At 72.0% G+C, this 16390-nt stretch carries 17 protein-coding genes; 8 read left to right on the forward strand and 9 right to left on the reverse strand.

Annotated features, from left to right (window positions below; translation table 11 throughout):
- Positions 1-91 precede the first annotated feature (91 nt).
- From AB0C26_RS41715 to AB0C26_RS41730, 4 genes are read right to left on the reverse strand one after another with little or no spacing between them, the layout of a single operon-like run.
- Positions 92-484: a hotdog domain-containing protein gene (locus AB0C26_RS41715; protein WP_360259543.1), complete on the reverse strand. Its 393-nt coding sequence runs from the start codon at positions 482-484 to the stop codon at positions 92-94.
- Positions 485-521: 37 nt separating this feature from the next.
- Complete coding sequence (locus tag AB0C26_RS41720) at positions 522-2015, reverse strand: PH domain-containing protein (RefSeq protein ID WP_360259545.1); 1494 nt, start codon at positions 2013-2015, stop codon at positions 522-524.
- Complete coding sequence (locus AB0C26_RS41725) at positions 2012-2524, reverse strand: PH domain-containing protein (RefSeq protein WP_360259548.1); 513 nt, start codon at positions 2522-2524, stop codon at positions 2012-2014. The genes AB0C26_RS41720 and AB0C26_RS41725 overlap by 4 nt, the downstream gene beginning before the upstream one ends.
- Positions 2525-2534: 10 nt before the next feature.
- On the reverse strand, positions 2535-2780 hold the full coding sequence (locus AB0C26_RS41730; protein WP_360259807.1) for a hypothetical protein: 246 nt from the start codon (positions 2778-2780) through the stop codon (positions 2535-2537).
- A 286-nt stretch (positions 2781-3066) separates the two neighbouring features.
- On the opposite strand from AB0C26_RS41730, the gene AB0C26_RS41735 reads away from it, so the two are divergent.
- The 3 genes from AB0C26_RS41735 to AB0C26_RS41745 are packed head-to-tail and all read left to right on the forward strand — an operon-like array spanning position 3067 to position 6133.
- The gene (locus tag AB0C26_RS41735) at positions 3067-4197 is read left to right on the forward strand and encodes a MoxR family ATPase (RefSeq protein ID WP_360259550.1); all 1131 of its coding nucleotides are present in this window, start codon (positions 3067-3069) and stop codon (positions 4195-4197) included.
- Positions 4179-5186: a DUF58 domain-containing protein gene (locus AB0C26_RS41740; RefSeq protein ID WP_360259552.1), complete on the forward strand. Its 1008-nt coding sequence runs from the start codon at positions 4179-4181 to the stop codon at positions 5184-5186. Before AB0C26_RS41735 ends, AB0C26_RS41740 begins: the two co-directional genes overlap by 19 nt.
- Positions 5183-6133: a VWA domain-containing protein gene (locus tag AB0C26_RS41745; RefSeq protein WP_360259554.1), complete on the forward strand. Its 951-nt coding sequence runs from the start codon at positions 5183-5185 to the stop codon at positions 6131-6133. The genes AB0C26_RS41740 and AB0C26_RS41745 overlap by 4 nt, the downstream gene beginning before the upstream one ends.
- Before the next feature lie 371 nt (positions 6134-6504).
- Here the strand turns inward: AB0C26_RS41745 and AB0C26_RS41750 are convergent, their stop codons facing one another.
- From AB0C26_RS41750 to AB0C26_RS41760, 3 genes are all read right to left on the reverse strand, one after another.
- Entirely contained in the window at positions 6505-7380 is an 876-nt protein-coding gene (locus AB0C26_RS41750; RefSeq protein WP_360259556.1) for an alpha/beta hydrolase, read from the reverse strand.
- A 63-nt stretch (positions 7381-7443) separates the two neighbouring features.
- Entirely contained in the window at positions 7444-8088 is a 645-nt protein-coding gene (locus AB0C26_RS41755) for a response regulator transcription factor (protein ID WP_360259559.1), read from the reverse strand.
- Positions 8085-9284 (reverse strand): sensor histidine kinase, encoded by a 1200-nt coding sequence (locus tag AB0C26_RS41760; RefSeq protein WP_360259561.1) that lies wholly within the window; start codon positions 9282-9284, stop codon positions 8085-8087. The genes AB0C26_RS41755 and AB0C26_RS41760 overlap by 4 nt, the downstream gene beginning before the upstream one ends.
- 88 nt (positions 9285-9372) lie before the next feature.
- Here AB0C26_RS41760 and AB0C26_RS41765 point away from each other — a divergent pair, with 88 nt between their 5' ends.
- The 5 genes from AB0C26_RS41765 (at position 9373) to AB0C26_RS41785 (ending at position 13769) form a co-directional block, all read left to right on the forward strand.
- Positions 9373-10077, forward strand: coding sequence for a beta-ketoacyl-ACP reductase (locus tag AB0C26_RS41765; RefSeq protein WP_360259563.1), 705 nt, complete (start codon positions 9373-9375; stop codon positions 10075-10077).
- Positions 10078-10097: 20 nt separating this feature from the next.
- Complete coding sequence (gene fabI, locus AB0C26_RS41770) at positions 10098-10865, forward strand: enoyl-ACP reductase FabI (protein ID WP_360259566.1); 768 nt, start codon at positions 10098-10100, stop codon at positions 10863-10865.
- A 20-nt stretch (positions 10866-10885) separates the two neighbouring features.
- Complete coding sequence (locus tag AB0C26_RS41775; RefSeq protein ID WP_360259568.1) at positions 10886-11911, forward strand: ferrochelatase; 1026 nt, start codon at positions 10886-10888, stop codon at positions 11909-11911.
- Complete coding sequence (locus AB0C26_RS41780) at positions 11911-12690, forward strand: HAD-IIA family hydrolase (protein WP_360259570.1); 780 nt, start codon at positions 11911-11913, stop codon at positions 12688-12690. The genes AB0C26_RS41775 and AB0C26_RS41780 overlap by 1 nt, the downstream gene beginning before the upstream one ends.
- A 206-nt stretch (positions 12691-12896) precedes the next feature.
- Complete coding sequence (locus AB0C26_RS41785) at positions 12897-13769, forward strand: L,D-transpeptidase (RefSeq protein WP_360259572.1); 873 nt, start codon at positions 12897-12899, stop codon at positions 13767-13769.
- A 224-nt stretch (positions 13770-13993) separates the two neighbouring features.
- Here AB0C26_RS41785 and AB0C26_RS41790 read toward each other — a convergent pair whose 3' ends face one another.
- Positions 13994-14995 (reverse strand): SDR family oxidoreductase, encoded by a 1002-nt coding sequence (locus AB0C26_RS41790; RefSeq protein ID WP_360259575.1) that lies wholly within the window; start codon positions 14993-14995, stop codon positions 13994-13996.
- Between the two features lie 104 nt (positions 14996-15099).
- The gene (locus tag AB0C26_RS41795; protein ID WP_360259578.1) at positions 15100-16359 is read right to left on the reverse strand and encodes a hypothetical protein; all 1260 of its coding nucleotides are present in this window, start codon (positions 16357-16359) and stop codon (positions 15100-15102) included.
- Between the last annotated feature and the right edge of the window lie 31 nt (positions 16360-16390).

Below are 16390 nucleotides of genomic sequence, written 5' to 3' on the forward strand. Positions count from 1 at the left end.
CTAGGTGAAGCGTCGTAACTTCCACCTCGCCGGAGGTCTTCTCATTGATCAAGGCGCCACGCCGCGTCAACAACCCTCATGGTCACTACACCTAGTCGCCGAGCGCCTTGGAGATGAAGCGCTGGCGATCGAGGATCACGCGCTCGACGCGGACCTCGGCCACGAGTTCCTCGCCGTCGCGGACGGCGACGTCGAAGATCAGCTTGCGGCCGTCCACTTTGGCCAGGGTGGCCAGGGCGGTGACCCGGCGGCCGAGCGGGGTGGGCGCCCGATGCTCCACCTCGGCCCGGGTGCCGACCGTGGTGAGGCCGCCGGGGATGGTGCGGGCGGTGGCGGCGACCGTGGCCGCCTCGGCCAGCGCCAGCACGCGCGGCGTGCCCAGCACGGGCACGTCGCCCGAGCCGAGCGCCTGCGCGGTGTCGGCGTCGGTCACGGTCAACTCCACCCGGGCGCTGAGACCGGGCGAAAAATCCGGAAGCTCCATGTCCAGAGCTTAGGGCCGCGCGGGGTAGGACGGGGGCCTAGGACTGCTCGGGCCGTCGCCAGTAGGAGTCGTCGGGGCCGTTCTCCATCGTGTCGCCCACCGTGCCTTCCACAGCGCCCGAGCCCGAGGCCGGGACCGCCACGGCGGACGGGTCGAGGCGGTCGGTGAGCAGCGGGGCCGGGCGGCGGGCCAGGCGGGCCCGCTCGGCCAGCTCGCGGGCGAGGGCCCAGGCCTCGGCCAGGTCCCGGTCCTTGGCCTGGCCCGAGCGGCCCCGGGCCGTGTCGGCGTAGACGGTGGCCAGGCCCAGCCGGCGCTGCACGGGACCCTGCACGACGCGGACGCTTTGCAGGCGGGCGTACGGCACGATGTGCATCTCGCGGGTGAACAGGCCCCAGCGGCTGACGAAGACCTCCGGCGCCAGGCCCACCCCGAGGGAGCGCAGTGCCACCGGGTTGAGCCAGCGGGCCCGCTTCGGCGGCGGGCTGGTGGCCAGGGTGGCCAGGTCGACGCCGGGCAGGACGTCCCACACGAGGGCGCGGGCCGTCGCGAAGTCGCCGACCGGCAGGAGACGGTCTGATCCCTTGCTCTCGCCGGGCTCGCCCGCGTAGCCGGCGATGTCCAGGCGCAGGTGCAGCCAGCCCTGTGCCCGCCACAGCAGCGGCCAGGTGACACCCACCGCCTGCACCCGGTTCAGCGGGACGATCTGGCTGCGGGTCTCGAGCAGGCCGAAACGCACCACGAGGCGGCCGTCCGGGTCACGGGCGAGCCGGAAGTCCCAGTCCTGCAGCACCCGGCGCACCGGTTGCAGCAGCACGCCGGCCATCGCGGTGACCGTGCTGGCGATGCCGATGAAGGTCCAGGAACCTTCGAGCACGAACTGCATGACGACGAAGGCGATGCCGACCGGGAGGAAGAACGCCTGCGGGGTGAGGAGCTGGCTCACCACCAGATCGCGGTTGCCGACGCGCAACAGCGGGCGTTCGACGGCAGTCGTCTCGAAAGCGGCCGCGGGCCCGGTCGCGGAGGGTGGGGTCACCGTCGCGGGCCCGGCCAGCGCGAGCAGGCGCTCGCGCAGGGCGGAGGCCTCGCGCACGGTCAGGAACGACAGGGGCGCCTCGGTCTTGCCGCCGCCGATCACCTCCAGGCGCAGCTCGGCGAGGCCGGTGAGCTGGGCCAGCAGGGGACGGCGGAGCTCGACGGCCTGCAGACGTTCGAGGGGGATGGCCCGGTTGCGGCGCCAGATCACGCCGTCGGAGATGCGCAGCTCGCGGCCGACGACCTGATATCCGGTGGTGAGCCAGCCGACGATGGAGAAGATGACGACGCCGACCGCGAGGACGAGCACGACGAGCGTGAATCGCTCGAGGCCGACCCGCGACAGCGTCTGCCAGGACAGCGCCGCCACGATGACCGCGATGCTCTTGGCGCCGTGCAGCAGTGGGCTCAGCGGGTGAAGGCGCCGCCGCGGCTCCTCCTGCGCGGTGGTGGCGGGTGGAGCGGCGGCGGGCGGGTGGGGACCGGGGGTGCTCACAGGCCCTCGGCCCGGTCCTCGCCCAGGGCGGTGAGGCGGTCGCGCAGGCGGGAGGCCTCGGCCGGGGGCAGGCCGGGGATGCGGGCGTCGCTCGCGGCGGCGGCGGTGTGCAGTTGCACGGTGGCCAGGCCGAAGGCCCGTTCGAGCGGGCCCGCGGTCACGTCGACGAACTGCATCCGCGCGTACGGGACGATCGAGAGGCGGCGGATCAACAGGCCGTGCCGGACCAGAAGGTCCTGGTCGCGTTCGGCGTAGCCCCAGGCGCGCACGGCGCGGACCGTGACGAAACAGCGCCAGATCGCGTTGAGGACGACCAGCAGGATGCCCAGGCGCCACAGCCAGTGGCCCTGCAGGGCCCAGCCGACGGCCAGCCCGGCCACGATCACCAGCGACCAGGCGATGCGGACGATCAGCTCCACAGTGATCAGCTTCGGGGAGACCGGGCGCCACTCGACGGTGTCGGGCCACGGCTCCAGGGCATCGACGGCGGCACTCTGCGGCTCGGTCACAACTCGAAGCCTAGGAGATGGGCGCGCTCGACGCCGTACCGAAGGGCGTCACTTCGCGCAGGAAACCCCGGAGATCGAGGAAGTTTCCCAGGGAAATCCGATGTTCCTCGCACGCGAGCCACGTTTTGCGGTAATCGGGGGCGTGCAGCTTGGGGTTGTTCCACCGAAGTTGCCACACCGCTTCAGCCCGACAACCCTTGGCGGAGCACTGAGGGCTGAGTTCCACAGGGCTGAGTTCGACCGGGCTGGGTTCCATCGGGCTGGGTTTCATCGGAAAATTATGCGCCGGGCGACCACGGGGGAAGTCGCCCGGCGACGCGATGAATGTTACACGGTTCACGGCGTGACGCATCCACCCGGCTCGGGTGCCCGATCCGGCGTATCGCGCAGAAAGATCGACACGTCCGACCCATGGTGGCGGTCACCGGCGGCGCGTAATGCGACACCACGAGCGCGCTCTCAGGTCGGTCGTGTAAGTCTTGAGCGTCGGCAGCACGCCGGCGCGAGGAGTCGATGGCATTTTCGACCGCTGTGGAGGACCGGTGGCTCAGCCGCTCACGCCCGAGACCGAGAACAACAACGGCGCGGCCGCGCCGGTGCCCCCGGCACAGGACGCCTCGCAGCTCGAGCGCGCGATGTTCGAGGTCAAGCGGGTGATCGTCGGGCAGGACCGGATGGTCGAGCGCATGTTCGTGGCGCTGCTGGCCCGCGGGCACTGCCTGCTCGAGGGCGTGCCGGGCGTGGCCAAGACGCTCGCCGTCGAGACCCTGGCCCGGGTCGTCGGCGGCACGTTCTCCCGGGTCCAGTTCACCCCCGACCTGGTGCCGGCCGACATCGTCGGCACCCGCATCTACCGGCAGAGCAGCGAGAAGTTCGACGTCGAGCTCGGGCCGGTCTTCGTCAACTTCCTGCTCGCCGACGAGATCAACCGCGCGCCGGCCAAGGTGCAGTCGGCGCTGCTCGAGGTGATGGCCGAGCACCAGGTGTCGATCGGCGGGCAGTCGCACGCCGTGCCCGACCCGTTCCTGGTGATGGCGACGCAGAACCCGATCGAGCAGGAGGGCGTGTACCCGCTGCCCGAGGCGCAGCGCGACCGCTTCCTCATGAAGATCCTGGTGGGCTACCCGACCGACGCCGAGGAGCGGGAGATCGTCTACCGGATGGGCGTCAGCGCCCCCGAGCCCAAGCCGGTCTTCACCCCGGACGACCTGATCGGCCTCCAGCGCCGGGCCGACCAGGTGTTCGTGCACAACGCCCTGGTCGACTACACCGTCCGGCTGGTGCTGGCCACCCGCGCCCCGGCCCAGCACGGCATGCCCGACGTGGCCCAGCTCATCCAGTACGGCGCGAGCCCGCGCGCCTCGCTCGGCATCGTCCGGGCCACCCGCGCGCTGGCGCTGCTGCGCGGCCGCGACTACGCGCTCCCGCAGGACGTGCAGGACATCGCGCCCGACATCCTGCGCCACCGCCTCGTGCTCAGCTATGACGCGCTCGCCGACGACATCCCGGCCGACCACATCGTCAGCCGCATCATGCAGAGCGTCCCGCTGCCCTCGGTCGCGGCCCGCCAGGGCACCTCGCCCAACGGCACCCACCCGTCCGCCGCGCCCGTCAGTGGGGTCCCGCAGGGCGCGCCGGCCCAGAACGGAGCGGCATGGCCGGCGCAGCACTGAGTGGGCTGGCTCCCGAGGGCGAGACCGGGACCGCCCGGGCCGAGGCGGTGCTGTCCCGGCTCCAGCTGCTGGTCACGCGCAAGCTCGACGGGCTGCTGCAGGGCGACTACGTCGGCCTGCTGCCCGGGCCCGGCAGCGAGGCGGGGGAGTCCCGCGAGTACCGGCCCGGCGACGACGTGCGCCGCATGGACTGGCCGGTCACCGCCCGGACCACGCTGCCGCACGTGCGCCGCACGGTCGCCGACCGTGAGCTGGAGACCTGGATGGCGGTCGACCTGAGCGCCAGCCTCGAGTTCGGCACGGCCCAGTGGCTCAAGAGCGACCTGGTGATGGCCGCGGCGACGGCGATGGCCCACCTGACCGTGCGCGGCGGCAACCGCATCGGTGCGGTCGTGGGCACCGGCACCGGCGTACGGGCGAAAAGCGGACCCCGCTGGGGCCGCAAGCGGGACCCGCAACCGCAACCCGGCAGCGAGGTCGTCCGGATGCCGGCCCGGCCCGGCCGCAAGGAGGCGCAGGGTCTGCTGCGCGCGATCGCCCGCACCGAGATCCGGCCCGGGCGCGCCGACCTGGGCGCTCTCATCGACATGCTGAACCGGCCGCCGCGGCGGCGGGGCGTGGCCGTGGTGATCAGCGACTTCATGGCGCCGGTGGAGGGCTGGTCGCGGCCGGTCCGCAAGCTGGCCGTGCGGCACGACGTGCTCGCGATCGAGGTCGTCGACCCGCGTGAGCTGGAGATCCCCGACGTCGGGGTGCTGACCCTGGCCGACCCCGAGACGGGCGCGCTGCACGAGGTGCAGACCGCCGACCCGAAACTGCGCGCCCGCTACGCCGAGGCGGCCGCACATCAGCGGGGCGAGATCGCCCGTGCGCTGCGCGCCGCCGGCGCCGCCCACCTGCGCCTTCGTACCGATACCGACTGGCTGCTGGATGTGGTCCGATTCGTGGCCGCCCAGCGACACGCACGTACCCGGGGGACCAAGCGATGATCCGTTTCCTGGAGCCCTGGTGGCTGCTGGCGCTCCTGCCCGTGGTGATCGTGGCGGGCGTCTACGTGTTCCGGCAGTTCCGCCGCCGGCAGTACGCGATGCGGTTCACCAACGTCGACCTGCTCCGCACGCTCGCCCCGCGCGGCCTGGGCTGGCGCAAGCACGTCTCGGCCGCCGCCTTCCTGCTCTCTCTGCTGACCTTGGGCGCCGCGCTGGCCCGGCCCTCGGTCGACAAGGAGGAGCCGCTGGAGCGGGCCACCGTCATGCTCGCCATCGACGTGTCCCTGTCGATGGAGGCCGACGACGTCGCCCCCAACCGGATCGAGGCGGCGCAGGAAGCGGCCAAGGCGTTCGTCAACGAGCTGCCACCCACGTACAACCTGGGTCTGGTGTCCTTCGCGAAGTCGGCGAACGTGCTGGTGTCGCCGACCAAGGACCGCTCCGAGGTCGTCTCCGGGATCGACGGGCTGTCGCTGGCCGAGGCGACGGCGACCGGCGAGGCGGTCTTCACCTCGCTCGACGCGATCCGCTCGGTGCCGGCGGACGGGGCCGACGGCGCGCCGCCGGCCCGGATCGTGCTGCTCTCCGACGGCTACCGCACCTCGGGCCGGTCGATCGAGGACGCGGCGACGGCGGCCTCGCAGGCGAACGTGCCGGTCTCGACGATCGCTTTCGGCACCGACAGCGGCGTGGTCGACATCCGTGGCGCGCTGCAGCGGGTGCCGGTCGACCGGCTGTCGTTGCAGCAGCTGGCGGAGAAGACCGACGGCTACTTCTACGAGGCGGCGTCGGTGAGCGAGCTCAAGAAGGTCTACCAGGACATGGGCAGCTCGATCGGCCACCGGGTGCAGCCGCGCGAGGTCACTCAGTGGTACGCCGGAGTGGCGCTCCTGCTGGGCCTCGCGGCGGCCGCCAGCAGCCTGCTCTGGACTTCACGGCTGCCGTAGGACCCGGTCATGGGTTGCCGTGCACGAGGACGAACAGGACGACCACCCAGACGGCGGCGATGGTGAAGCTCAGCGGTGCGACGAAGTTCTTCATGTCGGGGGCTACTTCCACGCGGTGGCGGGCGAGGGGAAGCGCACACGGTCACGTCGCGGCCGGCACCCGCGCATCCGTGTCGCGGTGCACACGACGGGGCCGGGGCCGTCGACAGGACGGCACCGGTGGATGCGGGGCGGTGAAAAGGAACGTGTCAGCGACGGGGCTGACGAACGGCCCGGCCGCGACTAGGAGGATCGCTATCTCGCACAGCGATCACCTCCCGAGAGTCGTTTCGGCGTCAGGGCCGGATGGCACAATACCCCTTAAGGTTCCGCTAAGAAACTTCCCCCGCCCCGTCGTGGCGCGGAACACCCGATAGGACGACATCGCCGACCGCGCGCAGGGTGGTGCTACCCGGCGTCAGGTAGTAATCGTGGCCGGCCACACCGTCGGTGGGCAGCGCGAACGCTCCGAAGTCCGGATTCGACGGCCGCCGGCCGAGGCCCAGGCCGAGCAGGCGCACCTGGGGGATCCGGCGGATCCAGTCGGTCGGCGCGAGCGCCGACCAGACCCGTGCGCCGCCGAGATCGGCCGCGTGCGAGGCGCCGATGCCCGGGGCGCCCAGGGCGATCACGTCACCGACCCGCGGGAGCCGGGGTGCGGCCAGCCCGACGACGACCGAGCCGTAGCTGTGCCCGATCAGGGTCACCGCCAGGCCGGGGCGCTGGGTCTCCAGGGATCGGACGAAGGTGACCAGCGCGGCGGCGCCCGTCCGGGCCCGCCCGTAGGTGGCGGCGGCCGGCCCGATGCCCTCCGGCGGGTCGTAGCCCAGCCAGGCGATCACCGCCACGCCGGGGGAGCGCTTGCTCAGCTGCTCGTAGAGGGCGCGGGCCTGGACGCCCGGAGCGCGCCGGGGCACTCCGCCGAGGCCGCGGTCGAAGTCGGCCAGGACGGTGTCGACGCCCGGAACCAGGACGGCGACGCGCGACGCCGTGGCGAGGTCGCCGAGCACCTCCACCGCCCGCCCGTCGCCGGTCGGGTCGAAGGCGAGGAAGCGGCGGCCCTGGGCGGCCCAGGTGGCGTACGGGCAGCCGGTGGCCAGCATCCGTACGGCGGTCTCGCGGTAGGTGTAGTGGAGGGGCGGAAGTTGATCTTGAGCAACGGGAAGGGAAAGAGCGGACAAGGCCAGGACGAGCGGCAGGATTCGCATGAGCCGCAACGTCTCGCGGCGACGGGGTCCCGATCGTCACCCTCCAGACCGGACATCGATGTCCTACCCCGGTACTACGAGGCCGGTCTCGTAGGCGAAGACGACCGCCTGGGCCCGGTCGCGCAGGCCCAGCTTGGCCAGAATTCGGCCGATGTGGGTCTTCACGGTCTGCTCGGCCACCACCAGATCGGCGGCGATCTCCTGATTGGACAGGCCGCGGGCGATCAGGCGCAGCACGTCGGTCTCGCGCGGGGTGAGCGCGTTCAGCGCGGCCGGCCGCGGCCGGTCGGTGACGGGCCGGGCCGCGAACTCGGCGATCAGCCGGCGGGTCACCGAGGGAGCCAGCAGAGCCTCGCCGGCGGCCACGATCCGTACGGCCTGAATGAGATCGGCGGCCGGGGCGTCCTTGAGCAGGAAGCCGCTCGCGCCGGCGCGCAGCGCCGCGTACACGTAATCGTCCAGGTCGAACGTCGTCAGAATGACGACCTTGACATCCGCTGTGAGCCGCCGTGTCGCCTCCAGGCCGTCCATGACCGGCATCCGCACGTCCATCAGCACCACGTCGGGCCGCAGCTCCCGGGTCCGCGCGACCGCCTGCGAGCCGTCCGCGGCGTCGCCCACCACGAGCATGTCGGGCTGGGCGCCGAGCAGCGCGCCGAAGCCCTCGCGGACCATCGCCTGGTCGTCCGCGATCAGAATCTTGATCACTCGCCCGCCTCCACCGGAAGGACCGCCCGCACCACGAAAGCTCCCTCGACGACGCCGGCGGTCAGGGTGCCACCGAGCAGTGTGGCCCGTTCCCGCATCCCCGGCAGGCCGTGGCCGCCCTCGCCCACCGGGCCGGCCACGGGATTGCTGATCCCGAGCTCCAGACGCCCGCCGTCACCGCGGGCGGTCACCGTCACCGCCGCCCCCGGCGCGTGCCGCGCCGCGTTGGCCAGGGCCTCCTGCACGATCCGATAGGCGGCCAGCCCCACCGTCTCCGGCAGAGCGGGCACATCCGCGTACGACAAAGAAACCTCGACCCCCGCCGCCCGGGCCGTCTCGACCAGCTCGCCCACCTCACCGAAGCCGGGTTGCGGCGCCCGCGGAGCGTCGCCCTCGCCGGTCCGCAGCACGCCCAGCAGCCGCCGCATGTCGGTCAGCGCCTCCCGGGCCGCCGACGCGATCGTCGCCAGCTCCTGCCCGGCCTCGTCCGGCAGCCCACCCAGCCGGTAGGGCGCGGTCTCCGCCCGTACGGCGATCATCGACATGTGGTGGGCCACCACGTCGTGCATCTCGCGGGCGATCCGGGCGCGTTCCTCCAACACCGCCCGCTTGGCCCGCTCCAGCTCGGTCAGCTCCTCGTTCTCGGCGAGCATCCGGCGGGCCTGGCGCCACCGGGACACGATGTCGCCCATCACCGTGATCACCGCCACCAGCACGGCGGCGCCCCACGCGTTGGCCTCCGGCGCATAGGCGAAGATCGGTACGACCGTGAGGGCGGCCGCCCACACCGTCAGCGCCGTGTCCTGGGTGACGGCGAGCCGGCCCAGCACGAAGAGGAACCCCAGGATCTGCACGGTGTTCCAGGGCCACGCCTCCTTCGGGACGTAGTACATCGACCCGATGAACAACATCACGTAGCTGAACCGCCAGGCGAGGACGGGCCACCGGAAGGCCACCGCGACCGGCAGCACCGAGCCGATCGCGATGATCCCGATCGCTATGCCGGGCGCGTTCCGGTTCTCCCCGAGGTACGTCGCCGCAGCTCCGCCCAGGCCGATCAGCGCCAGAAGGCCGACCGGCCACGCGTAGACCCAGGGCCGGCGCCGGATCGGCGGCCGGGGTTTCTCCCGGCTCCAGAGCAACCGGCGCAACGGCCCCATGACGTTGCGCGCCGGCGCCGGGCCGATAGTCTCCATCCCGGCAGGTTACGGCGCTGACGAGGCGCCGTCGTGCCCCCGAGGTGCCACCCGGCACCCCCTACCTGGGTATGAGGAGCGTTTCGTCGTGGCTCGCACGGTATTGGTGACTGGCGGCAACCGGGGCATCGGCCTCGCCATCGCGCAGGCGTTCGCCAAGCAGGGTGATCGGGTCGCGGTGACCCACCGTGGCAGCGGCGCGCCCGAGGGCCTGTTCGGGGTGCAGTGCGACATCACCGACCCGGCCCAGGTCGACGCGGCCTTCACCGAGATCGAGAAGGAGCTCGGCCCGGTCGAGGTGCTGGTCGCCAACGCCGGCATCACCGACGACACGCTGCTGCTGCGGATGAGCGAGGAGCAGTTCGAGCGGGTGATCGACACTAACCTCAAGGGCTCGTTCCGGGTGGCCAAGCGCGCCAGCTCCAAGATGCTGCGCGCCAAGTGGGGCCGGATTATCTTCATCTCGTCGGTCGTCGGCCTCTACGGCGGGCCCGGCCAGGTGAACTACGCGGCGAGCAAGGCCGGACTGGTCGGCATGGCCCGCAGCATCACCCGTGAGCTGGGCAGCCGCAACATCACGGCCAACGTGGTGGCGCCGGGCTTCATCGAGACGGAGATGACAGCGGTCTTGTCCGAGGCCCGCCAGGCGGAGATCATCAAGGCGGTTCCGGCGGGGCGGCTGGCCAGCCCCGACGAGGTGGCGGCCGCGGTGACGTTCCTGGCGAGCGACGCCGCCGCGTACATCAACGGCGCTGTCATCCCGGTCGACGGCGGCCTCGGTATGGGTCACTAAACAACTTAGGAGCGTTTTCAGTGTCTGGACTGCTGGCCGGCAAGCGGCTGCTCGTCACCGGTGTCATCACCGACGCGTCGATCGCGTTCTCGGTGGCGAAGATCGCTCAGGAGCAGGGCGCCACCGTCGTGCTCACCGGCTTCGGCCGGCTGTCGCTGGTCGAGCGCATCGCCAAGCGCCTGCCGTCGCCGCCCCCGGTGATCGAGCTCGACGTGACCGACCCGGATCATCTGGCCGCGCTGCCCGACAAGGTGCGCGAGCACGTCGACGGCATCGACGGCGTCGTGCACTCGATCGCCTTCGGCCCGCAGAGCGTGCTCGGCGGCGAGTTCCTCAACGCCAAGTGGGAGGACGTGGCCAAGGCGATCCAGGTCTCCACGTACTCGTACCAGGCCCTCGCCGTGGCCTGCCTGCCGCTGATGCAGCAGGGCGGCGGCATCGTCGGACTGACCTTCGACGCGACCAAGGCGTGGCCGGTGTACGACTGGATGGGCGTGGCCAAGGCCGGCCTCGAGTCCGCCTCCCGGTACCTCGCTCTGCACCTGGGCAAGCAGGGCATCCGCAGCAACCTGGTCTCGGCCGGCCCGCTGCGCACGATGGCCGCCAAGTCGATCCCCGGCTTCGAGCAGTTCGAGGACGCGTGGGCCGACCGGGCGCCGCTCGGCTGGGACCTGCACGACACCTCGGCCGCCGGCAAGGCCGTCTGTGCCCTGCTCTCCGACTGGTTCCCGGCCACCACGGGTGAGGTTGTGCACGTCGACGGGGGTTACCACGCGCTCGGTGCCTGACCCGGTGACAGTATTGACAGGTGGTTTACGACGCCTTCGTCCTGCTGTCCTTCGGCGGCCCCGAGAAGTCCGATGACGTGATGCCGTTCCTGCGCAACGTGGTGCGCGGGCGCGGCGTCCCCGACGAGCGCCTGGCCGAAGTGGCCGAGCACTACTACCACTTCGGCGGCGTCTCGCCGATCAACCAGCAGAACCGCGATCTGCTGGCCGCGGTTCGCCAGGAGTTCGCCACCCACGGCATCGATCTGCCGACGTACTGGGGCAACCGCAACTGGCACCCCATGCTCACCGACACCCTCGCCCAGATGCGCGACGACGGTGTCAAGCACGCGCTGGGGTTCGCCACCAGCGCGTACGGCGGCTACTCGTCCTGCAAGCAGTACTGGGAGGACATCGCCAACGCCCGGGCCAAGGTCGGCCCGGACGCCCCGATGATCTCCAAGATCCGCCAGTTCTGGGACCACCCCGGCTTCGTGCTGCCCAACGTCGACGCCGTCCGGGCCGCCCTGGCCACGCTCGACCCGTCGCGCCGCGCCACCACGAAACTCGTCTTCACCGCCCACTCCATCCCGGTGACGATGGCCGAGACGGCCGGGCCGACCGGCGGCCGCTACACCGCCCAGCTGGAGGAGACGGCCCGCCTGGTGCACGAGCGCGCCGCCGCCGACCTGCCGTGGGATCTGGTCTGGCAGAGCCGCTCCGGCCCGCCGCAGGTGCCGTGGCTCGAGCCCGACATCAACGACCACCTCGTTCGTCTCGCCGAGGACGGGGTCACCGATGTGGTCGTCAGCCCGATCGGCTTCGTCTCGGACCACCTCGAGGTGGGCTGGGACCTCGACAACGAGGCCGCCGAGACGGCGCAGAAGCTCGGCCTGGGCTACGCGCGCGCCGCGACGCCGAACACCGACCCCCGTTTCGTCAGCATGGTCCGCGAGCTGGTCCAGGCGCGCACCGACGGCATCCCGCTCCAGCGACTCGGTACGCTGCCGGTCTGGGACGACTGCCCGGTGAACTGCTGCCCACCACCACGGCGACGAGGAGCATGATGCCTGAGCGCAAAGCCATCGAGAGCTGGCTCACCGACATGGACGGCGTCCTCGTCCATGAGGGTGTCCCGGTCCCCGGCGCGCCCGAGTTCGTCAACAAGATGAAGTCGTCCGGCAAGCCGTTCCTCATCCTGACGAACAACTCGATCTACACCCCGCGCGACCTGCAGGCCCGGCTCAACCGGATGGGCTTCGACGTGCCCGAGCAGTCCATCTGGACGGCCGCCCTGGCCACCGCGCAGTTCCTGCACGACCAGCGCCCCGGCGGCACGGCGTACGTGATCGGCGAGGCCGGCCTGACCACCGCCATGCACGCGACCGGCTACGTGCTGACCGATTTCAATCCCGACTACGTGGTGCTCGGCGAGACCCGTACGTACAGCTTCGAAGCCATCACCAAGGCCATCCGCCTCATCGACGGCGGCGCCCGCTTCATCTGCACCAACCCCGACGCCACCGGCCCGTCCAACGAGGGCGCCCTCCCCGCCGCCGGCTCCGTGGCCGCCATGATCTCCAAGGCCACCGGCGTCGACCCCTACTTCGTCGGCAAGCCGAACCCGATGATGATGCGCTCGGCCCTCAACACCATCGAGGCCCACAGCGAGAGCACGGCCATGATCGGCGACCGCATGGACACCGACATCCTCTGCGGCCTCGAGGCGGGCCTCGAAACGATCCTCGTCCTGACCGGCATCAGCACCCGCGAGGAAAGCGACCGCTACCCGTTCCGCCCGTCACGCGTCGTGAATTCGGTAGCCGATCTGATCCCCGAGATCTAAAACCAGATGTCGTAGCGGGGTGGGGTGTACGGACCGTAACTCCCGTCGAGGGCCGTGGCGGGGCGAGCAGGGCGCTGCGCGCCCAGAGCGCTCACCCCGCCACGGCGACGTGAGTAAGCGGTAACGCCCAAAAGCCAAACCGTGAGGGATGTCGCGTAACAGGCGTTATGCGCAATTGAGACTGTTTCGGGTCTTAGGGTGGGGGTGTGCCGCGCCTTCCCAGCTCTCGCCGCTTGGCCGCGGCCGGGGTGTTCGTGGCGGCGCTCGCCGTCGGCGTGGGCGTCGCGCGGGTTGACGCCGCCCCGCAGGGGGAGCGCTACGAGATCAGGGTGGCCCAGCGGGCCGTGGCCGTCGCGCCGGCGCCCGCTCGGAAGGCGGAGCCGGTGGCCGAGGCACGGCCGGCGCCGCGTGATCTGCCGGTGATCGACTACTGGGGTGCGCCGAGTGGGTTCCGCCGGGACGCGGCGCCCGCGTCGGTGGCGGCGATCCCGGAAGGGCTGCGGCCGCTGCGGAAGCTGGCCGTCTACGACGCTCCGGGCGGGCGGCCGCGCGCCTTCCTGCCGAAGTCGATCAGCGGCCTGCCCGTGACCCTCCCGATCGTCGAGCGGCGGCCCGGCTGGGCCGGCGTGCTGCTGCCCTCGCTGAACCGCCGCGTCGGCTGGATCCCGGAAAGCCGGCGCGGGTGGGAGGTCCGGCGGCTGCGGGACCAGTTGGTCCTGCATCGGCGCGAGCACCGGCTTGTCTGGCTGCGCGACGGCCGGCCGCGGGCGGACTGGGAAGTCGCCGTGGGGGCGCCGCGGACCCCGACGCCGCCGGGGCGGACCTTCGTCCTCGGGCGGACGATCACGGTGGGCGGGGTCTACGCCGGGCTGGACGCGCTCGTGCTCGGTGCGGTGCCGGACGACCGGGACGCACTCGCGCCGGCGCTGCGCAACGGGCACACCGGCATTCACGCCTGGAGCCGGCGATCCGCCTTCGGCCGCAGCGTTTCCAACGGCTGTGTGCGCCTGCCCGCCGGCGCGCAGCGGACCCTGCTGCGCCACCTCGCCTCCGGAACGCCCGTCCACATCGTCGACTGAGCCCCGTCAGCGGCGGAGGAGCCACGCGCCGTCGGCGGGGGAGGGGCCAGGGCGCCGTCGGCGGCGGAGGGGCCAGGCGCCGTCGGCGGGGGAGGGGCCAGGGCGCCGTCGGCGGCGGAGGAGCCAAGGCGCCGTCGGCGGCGGTGCCGTAGGCCGGGAAGGTGCCGTGTGCGCCGTGCCGAGCGGGTCGCCATCCTGGCGGAGCCGGCTGCGCGGGAGCCGGACTACTCCGCCGGGCGCCGCCCCTGGTTGATCCGGCGCACAGCGGCCAGCAGCCACTCGCCCGGGCGCCGGCGCCGGCCGATCAGCGTGGTGAAAGGGCTGTGCCGCAGCACCAGGCCCGGGTGGGCCCCGTGGACCCGGCCGGGCTCGCCGATCGGGCCGTCCACGTTGTCGATGTCGTTGTCCGGGCGGCGCGTGCGCTGCGAGCCCAGCCCGAGCCGGCGCACGCCCAGCAGCGCGTCGGTCACCGCGGGGGTGAAGCGCTGGGCCAGGCCGAACGCGGCGGCCGCCCCGCCGACCGGTATCTCCCGGCGGGGGTGGGCGGCGGCGTAGAGGATGGTCTCGGCCACGAGCTCGGGTGTGTAAACGGGCGGAGGCGGCTTGACCATGGTGCCGAGCCGGCTGCGGGCGTGCTCGAAGAACGGGGTGTCGATCGAGGCGGGCAGGATGGTCGTCACCGCGATCGGGGCGCCCTCCTGGGCCAGCTCGCTGCGCAGGCTGTCGTGCAACGCGCGGACGGCGAACTTGCTGGCCGTGTACGGAGCCTGCAGCGGCACGCTGCGGACACCCTCGGCCGACACGACCCCGATCAAGGTGCCACCCCCGGCCCGGCGCAGGGCGGGCAGGGCGGCCTGGATGCCGTGCAGTTGGCCGAGGAAGTTGACCCGCATCACCCGCTCGAACTCGGCGCTGCTGATGTCCTCCACCCGGCCCCAGATGCCGACGGCGGCGTTGTTGATCCAGGTGTCGATCCGCCCGAACCGCTGCTCGGCCGCCTCGGCCAGGGCGGTCACCGCGTCCGGGTCGGCGACGTCGGTCGGCACGGCCAGCGCGGTTCCGCCGGCTGCGGTGATCTGCTCGGCCAGCGAGTCGAGCGCTGTCGTGGTCCGCGCCGCGCAGACCACCCGTGCGCCTCGGGCCGCGAAGGCCAGGGCGGTGGCCCGGCCGATGCCGCTGGACGCTCCGGTGATCACCACGACCTGGTCGGGTACGGGTACAGGCATGCGTAGCCACTACCCCGATCGAGGTCGCTTAGTGCGCTTTCCGGCACCGGACCCACGAAGAAGGGCGCCGCCCGGAGGCGACGCCCTTCTCCACTGAATCCGGATCAGCAGCGGCCCTTGGTGACCACCGGCTCCTTGCTCGCCGAGACCTTCACACAGGCGAACGCGCCGTCGGCCGTCACCTGGGCGACGCCGCCGCGGACGACGGCGGCCTTGACGCCGTCGCCCTCCGCGTTGCGCTCGGCCACGGCCTGCTTGAGGTAGGTGTTGACGTTGCCCTTCTCCAGCTGGCGGAGCTGGACGTCGAGGGCGAGCAGGCGCGCCTCGGTGTACGCCGTGTCGCCGTCGAGGCCGCTGAGGCCGCCGCCCGCGGACGGGCTGGTGGCGCCGGCGCCGGCCAGGCCGGAGGTCAGCTTGCTCGGGTCGATCTTCGTGGCGCCCTCGGGGACCGCGATCTCGGAGCCCGTGGTGACCTCGAAGCGCAGCGCGGCCCGGCCGGTCGCGCCGTCGATGAACTGCAGGAAGTTCACCTCGATGGCGGTCAGCTTCTCATCCTTGATCCACAGGTCGAGGGTGATCGGCCGCTCCTTCGGCGCCTTCGGGAGCTCCTTGGTGACGTCGGTGCCGAGCTCCTTGCCGAAGACCCCGGCCAGCCGCTTGAACTCCTCGTACCCCTTCGTGGTGGACGAGGTCACCGTGAGGTGGGCCGGGTCGGCCGAGTCGCGGACGATCTGGGCGGACTCGAACAGGTTCTTCGCGCTCGTCTGGATCTCGCTCTGCAGCTTGGCCGCCTGAGCCGGGTCCTGCGTCGGCGTGGCCTTGCCGAGCGCGCCCTCGGTCACCTTGGCCACGTCGACCGAGACCCACTTGCCGTCGAAGAGCGCGGAGGCCTCGGGCAGCTCGGACGACAGGCCCTGGCGCATCTCGGTGATGTCGCTCGCGGCCGCGCCGAACTTGGTGGCCAGCTCCTGCACCGGCGCCTTGACGTAGACGACGCCGTCGACGACCCGTAGCTCGGTGCCGGTCACGCCGTCGATGGTGGCCGACAGCGACGCGCGGTCGTCCTTGTCGCCCTCGCCGGCCTTGTCGGTGGCGATGGTGAACGACGAGTTGAACAGCTTCTTCAACGTGTCGGCGTCGGGCACGTCGGCCGGGTCCTCGAGCTTGAGGCCGGCGGCCAGGTCGTCGGGGCTGCCGGTGACCTTGACCGTGAAACCGGTCTGCTTGGCCTCGGACAGCTGCGAGGCGGCGTTGCGCAGCTCGAGCTTGGGCTCGATCTGCTTGATCTGCTGGGCGCACGCGCCGGCGAAGGCCAGAGCGGTGGCACCGGCGGCGGTTCCCGCCAGGAGGCGCTTAACGCGCATTTTGGTTCTCCCCGTGATAAAAGTCAGCAAC

This window comes from Actinoplanes sp. NPDC048796, assembly GCF_040650035.1.
Classification (GTDB): domain Bacteria; phylum Actinomycetota; class Actinomycetes; order Mycobacteriales; family Micromonosporaceae; genus Actinoplanes.

Coding starts and splice junctions, on each gene's coding strand:
- AB0C26_RS41730 (WP_360259807.1), bottom strand. CDS start 2,780: ATGGAACCCAGCCCGGTCGAACTCAGCCCTGTGGAACTCAGCCCTCAG.
- AB0C26_RS41715 (WP_360259543.1), bottom strand. CDS start 484: ATGGAGCTTCCGGATTTTTCGCCCGGTCTCAGCGCCCGGGTGGAGTTG.
- AB0C26_RS41750 (WP_360259556.1), bottom strand. CDS start 7,380: ATGCGAATCCTGCCGCTCGTCCTGGCCTTGTCCGCTCTTTCCCTTCCC.
- AB0C26_RS41795 (WP_360259578.1), bottom strand. CDS start 16,359: ATGCGCGTTAAGCGCCTCCTGGCGGGAACCGCCGCCGGTGCCACCGCT.
- AB0C26_RS41780 (WP_360259570.1), top strand. CDS start 11,911: ATGCCTGAGCGCAAAGCCATCGAGAGCTGGCTCACCGACATGGACGGC.
- AB0C26_RS41760 (WP_360259561.1), bottom strand. CDS start 9,284: ATGGAGACTATCGGCCCGGCGCCGGCGCGCAACGTCATGGGGCCGTTG.
- AB0C26_RS41790 (WP_360259575.1), bottom strand. CDS start 14,995: ATGCCTGTACCCGTACCCGACCAGGTCGTGGTGATCACCGGAGCGTCC.
- AB0C26_RS41740 (WP_360259552.1), top strand. CDS start 4,179: ATGGCCGGCGCAGCACTGAGTGGGCTGGCTCCCGAGGGCGAGACCGGG.
- AB0C26_RS41745 (WP_360259554.1), top strand. CDS start 5,183: ATGATCCGTTTCCTGGAGCCCTGGTGGCTGCTGGCGCTCCTGCCCGTG.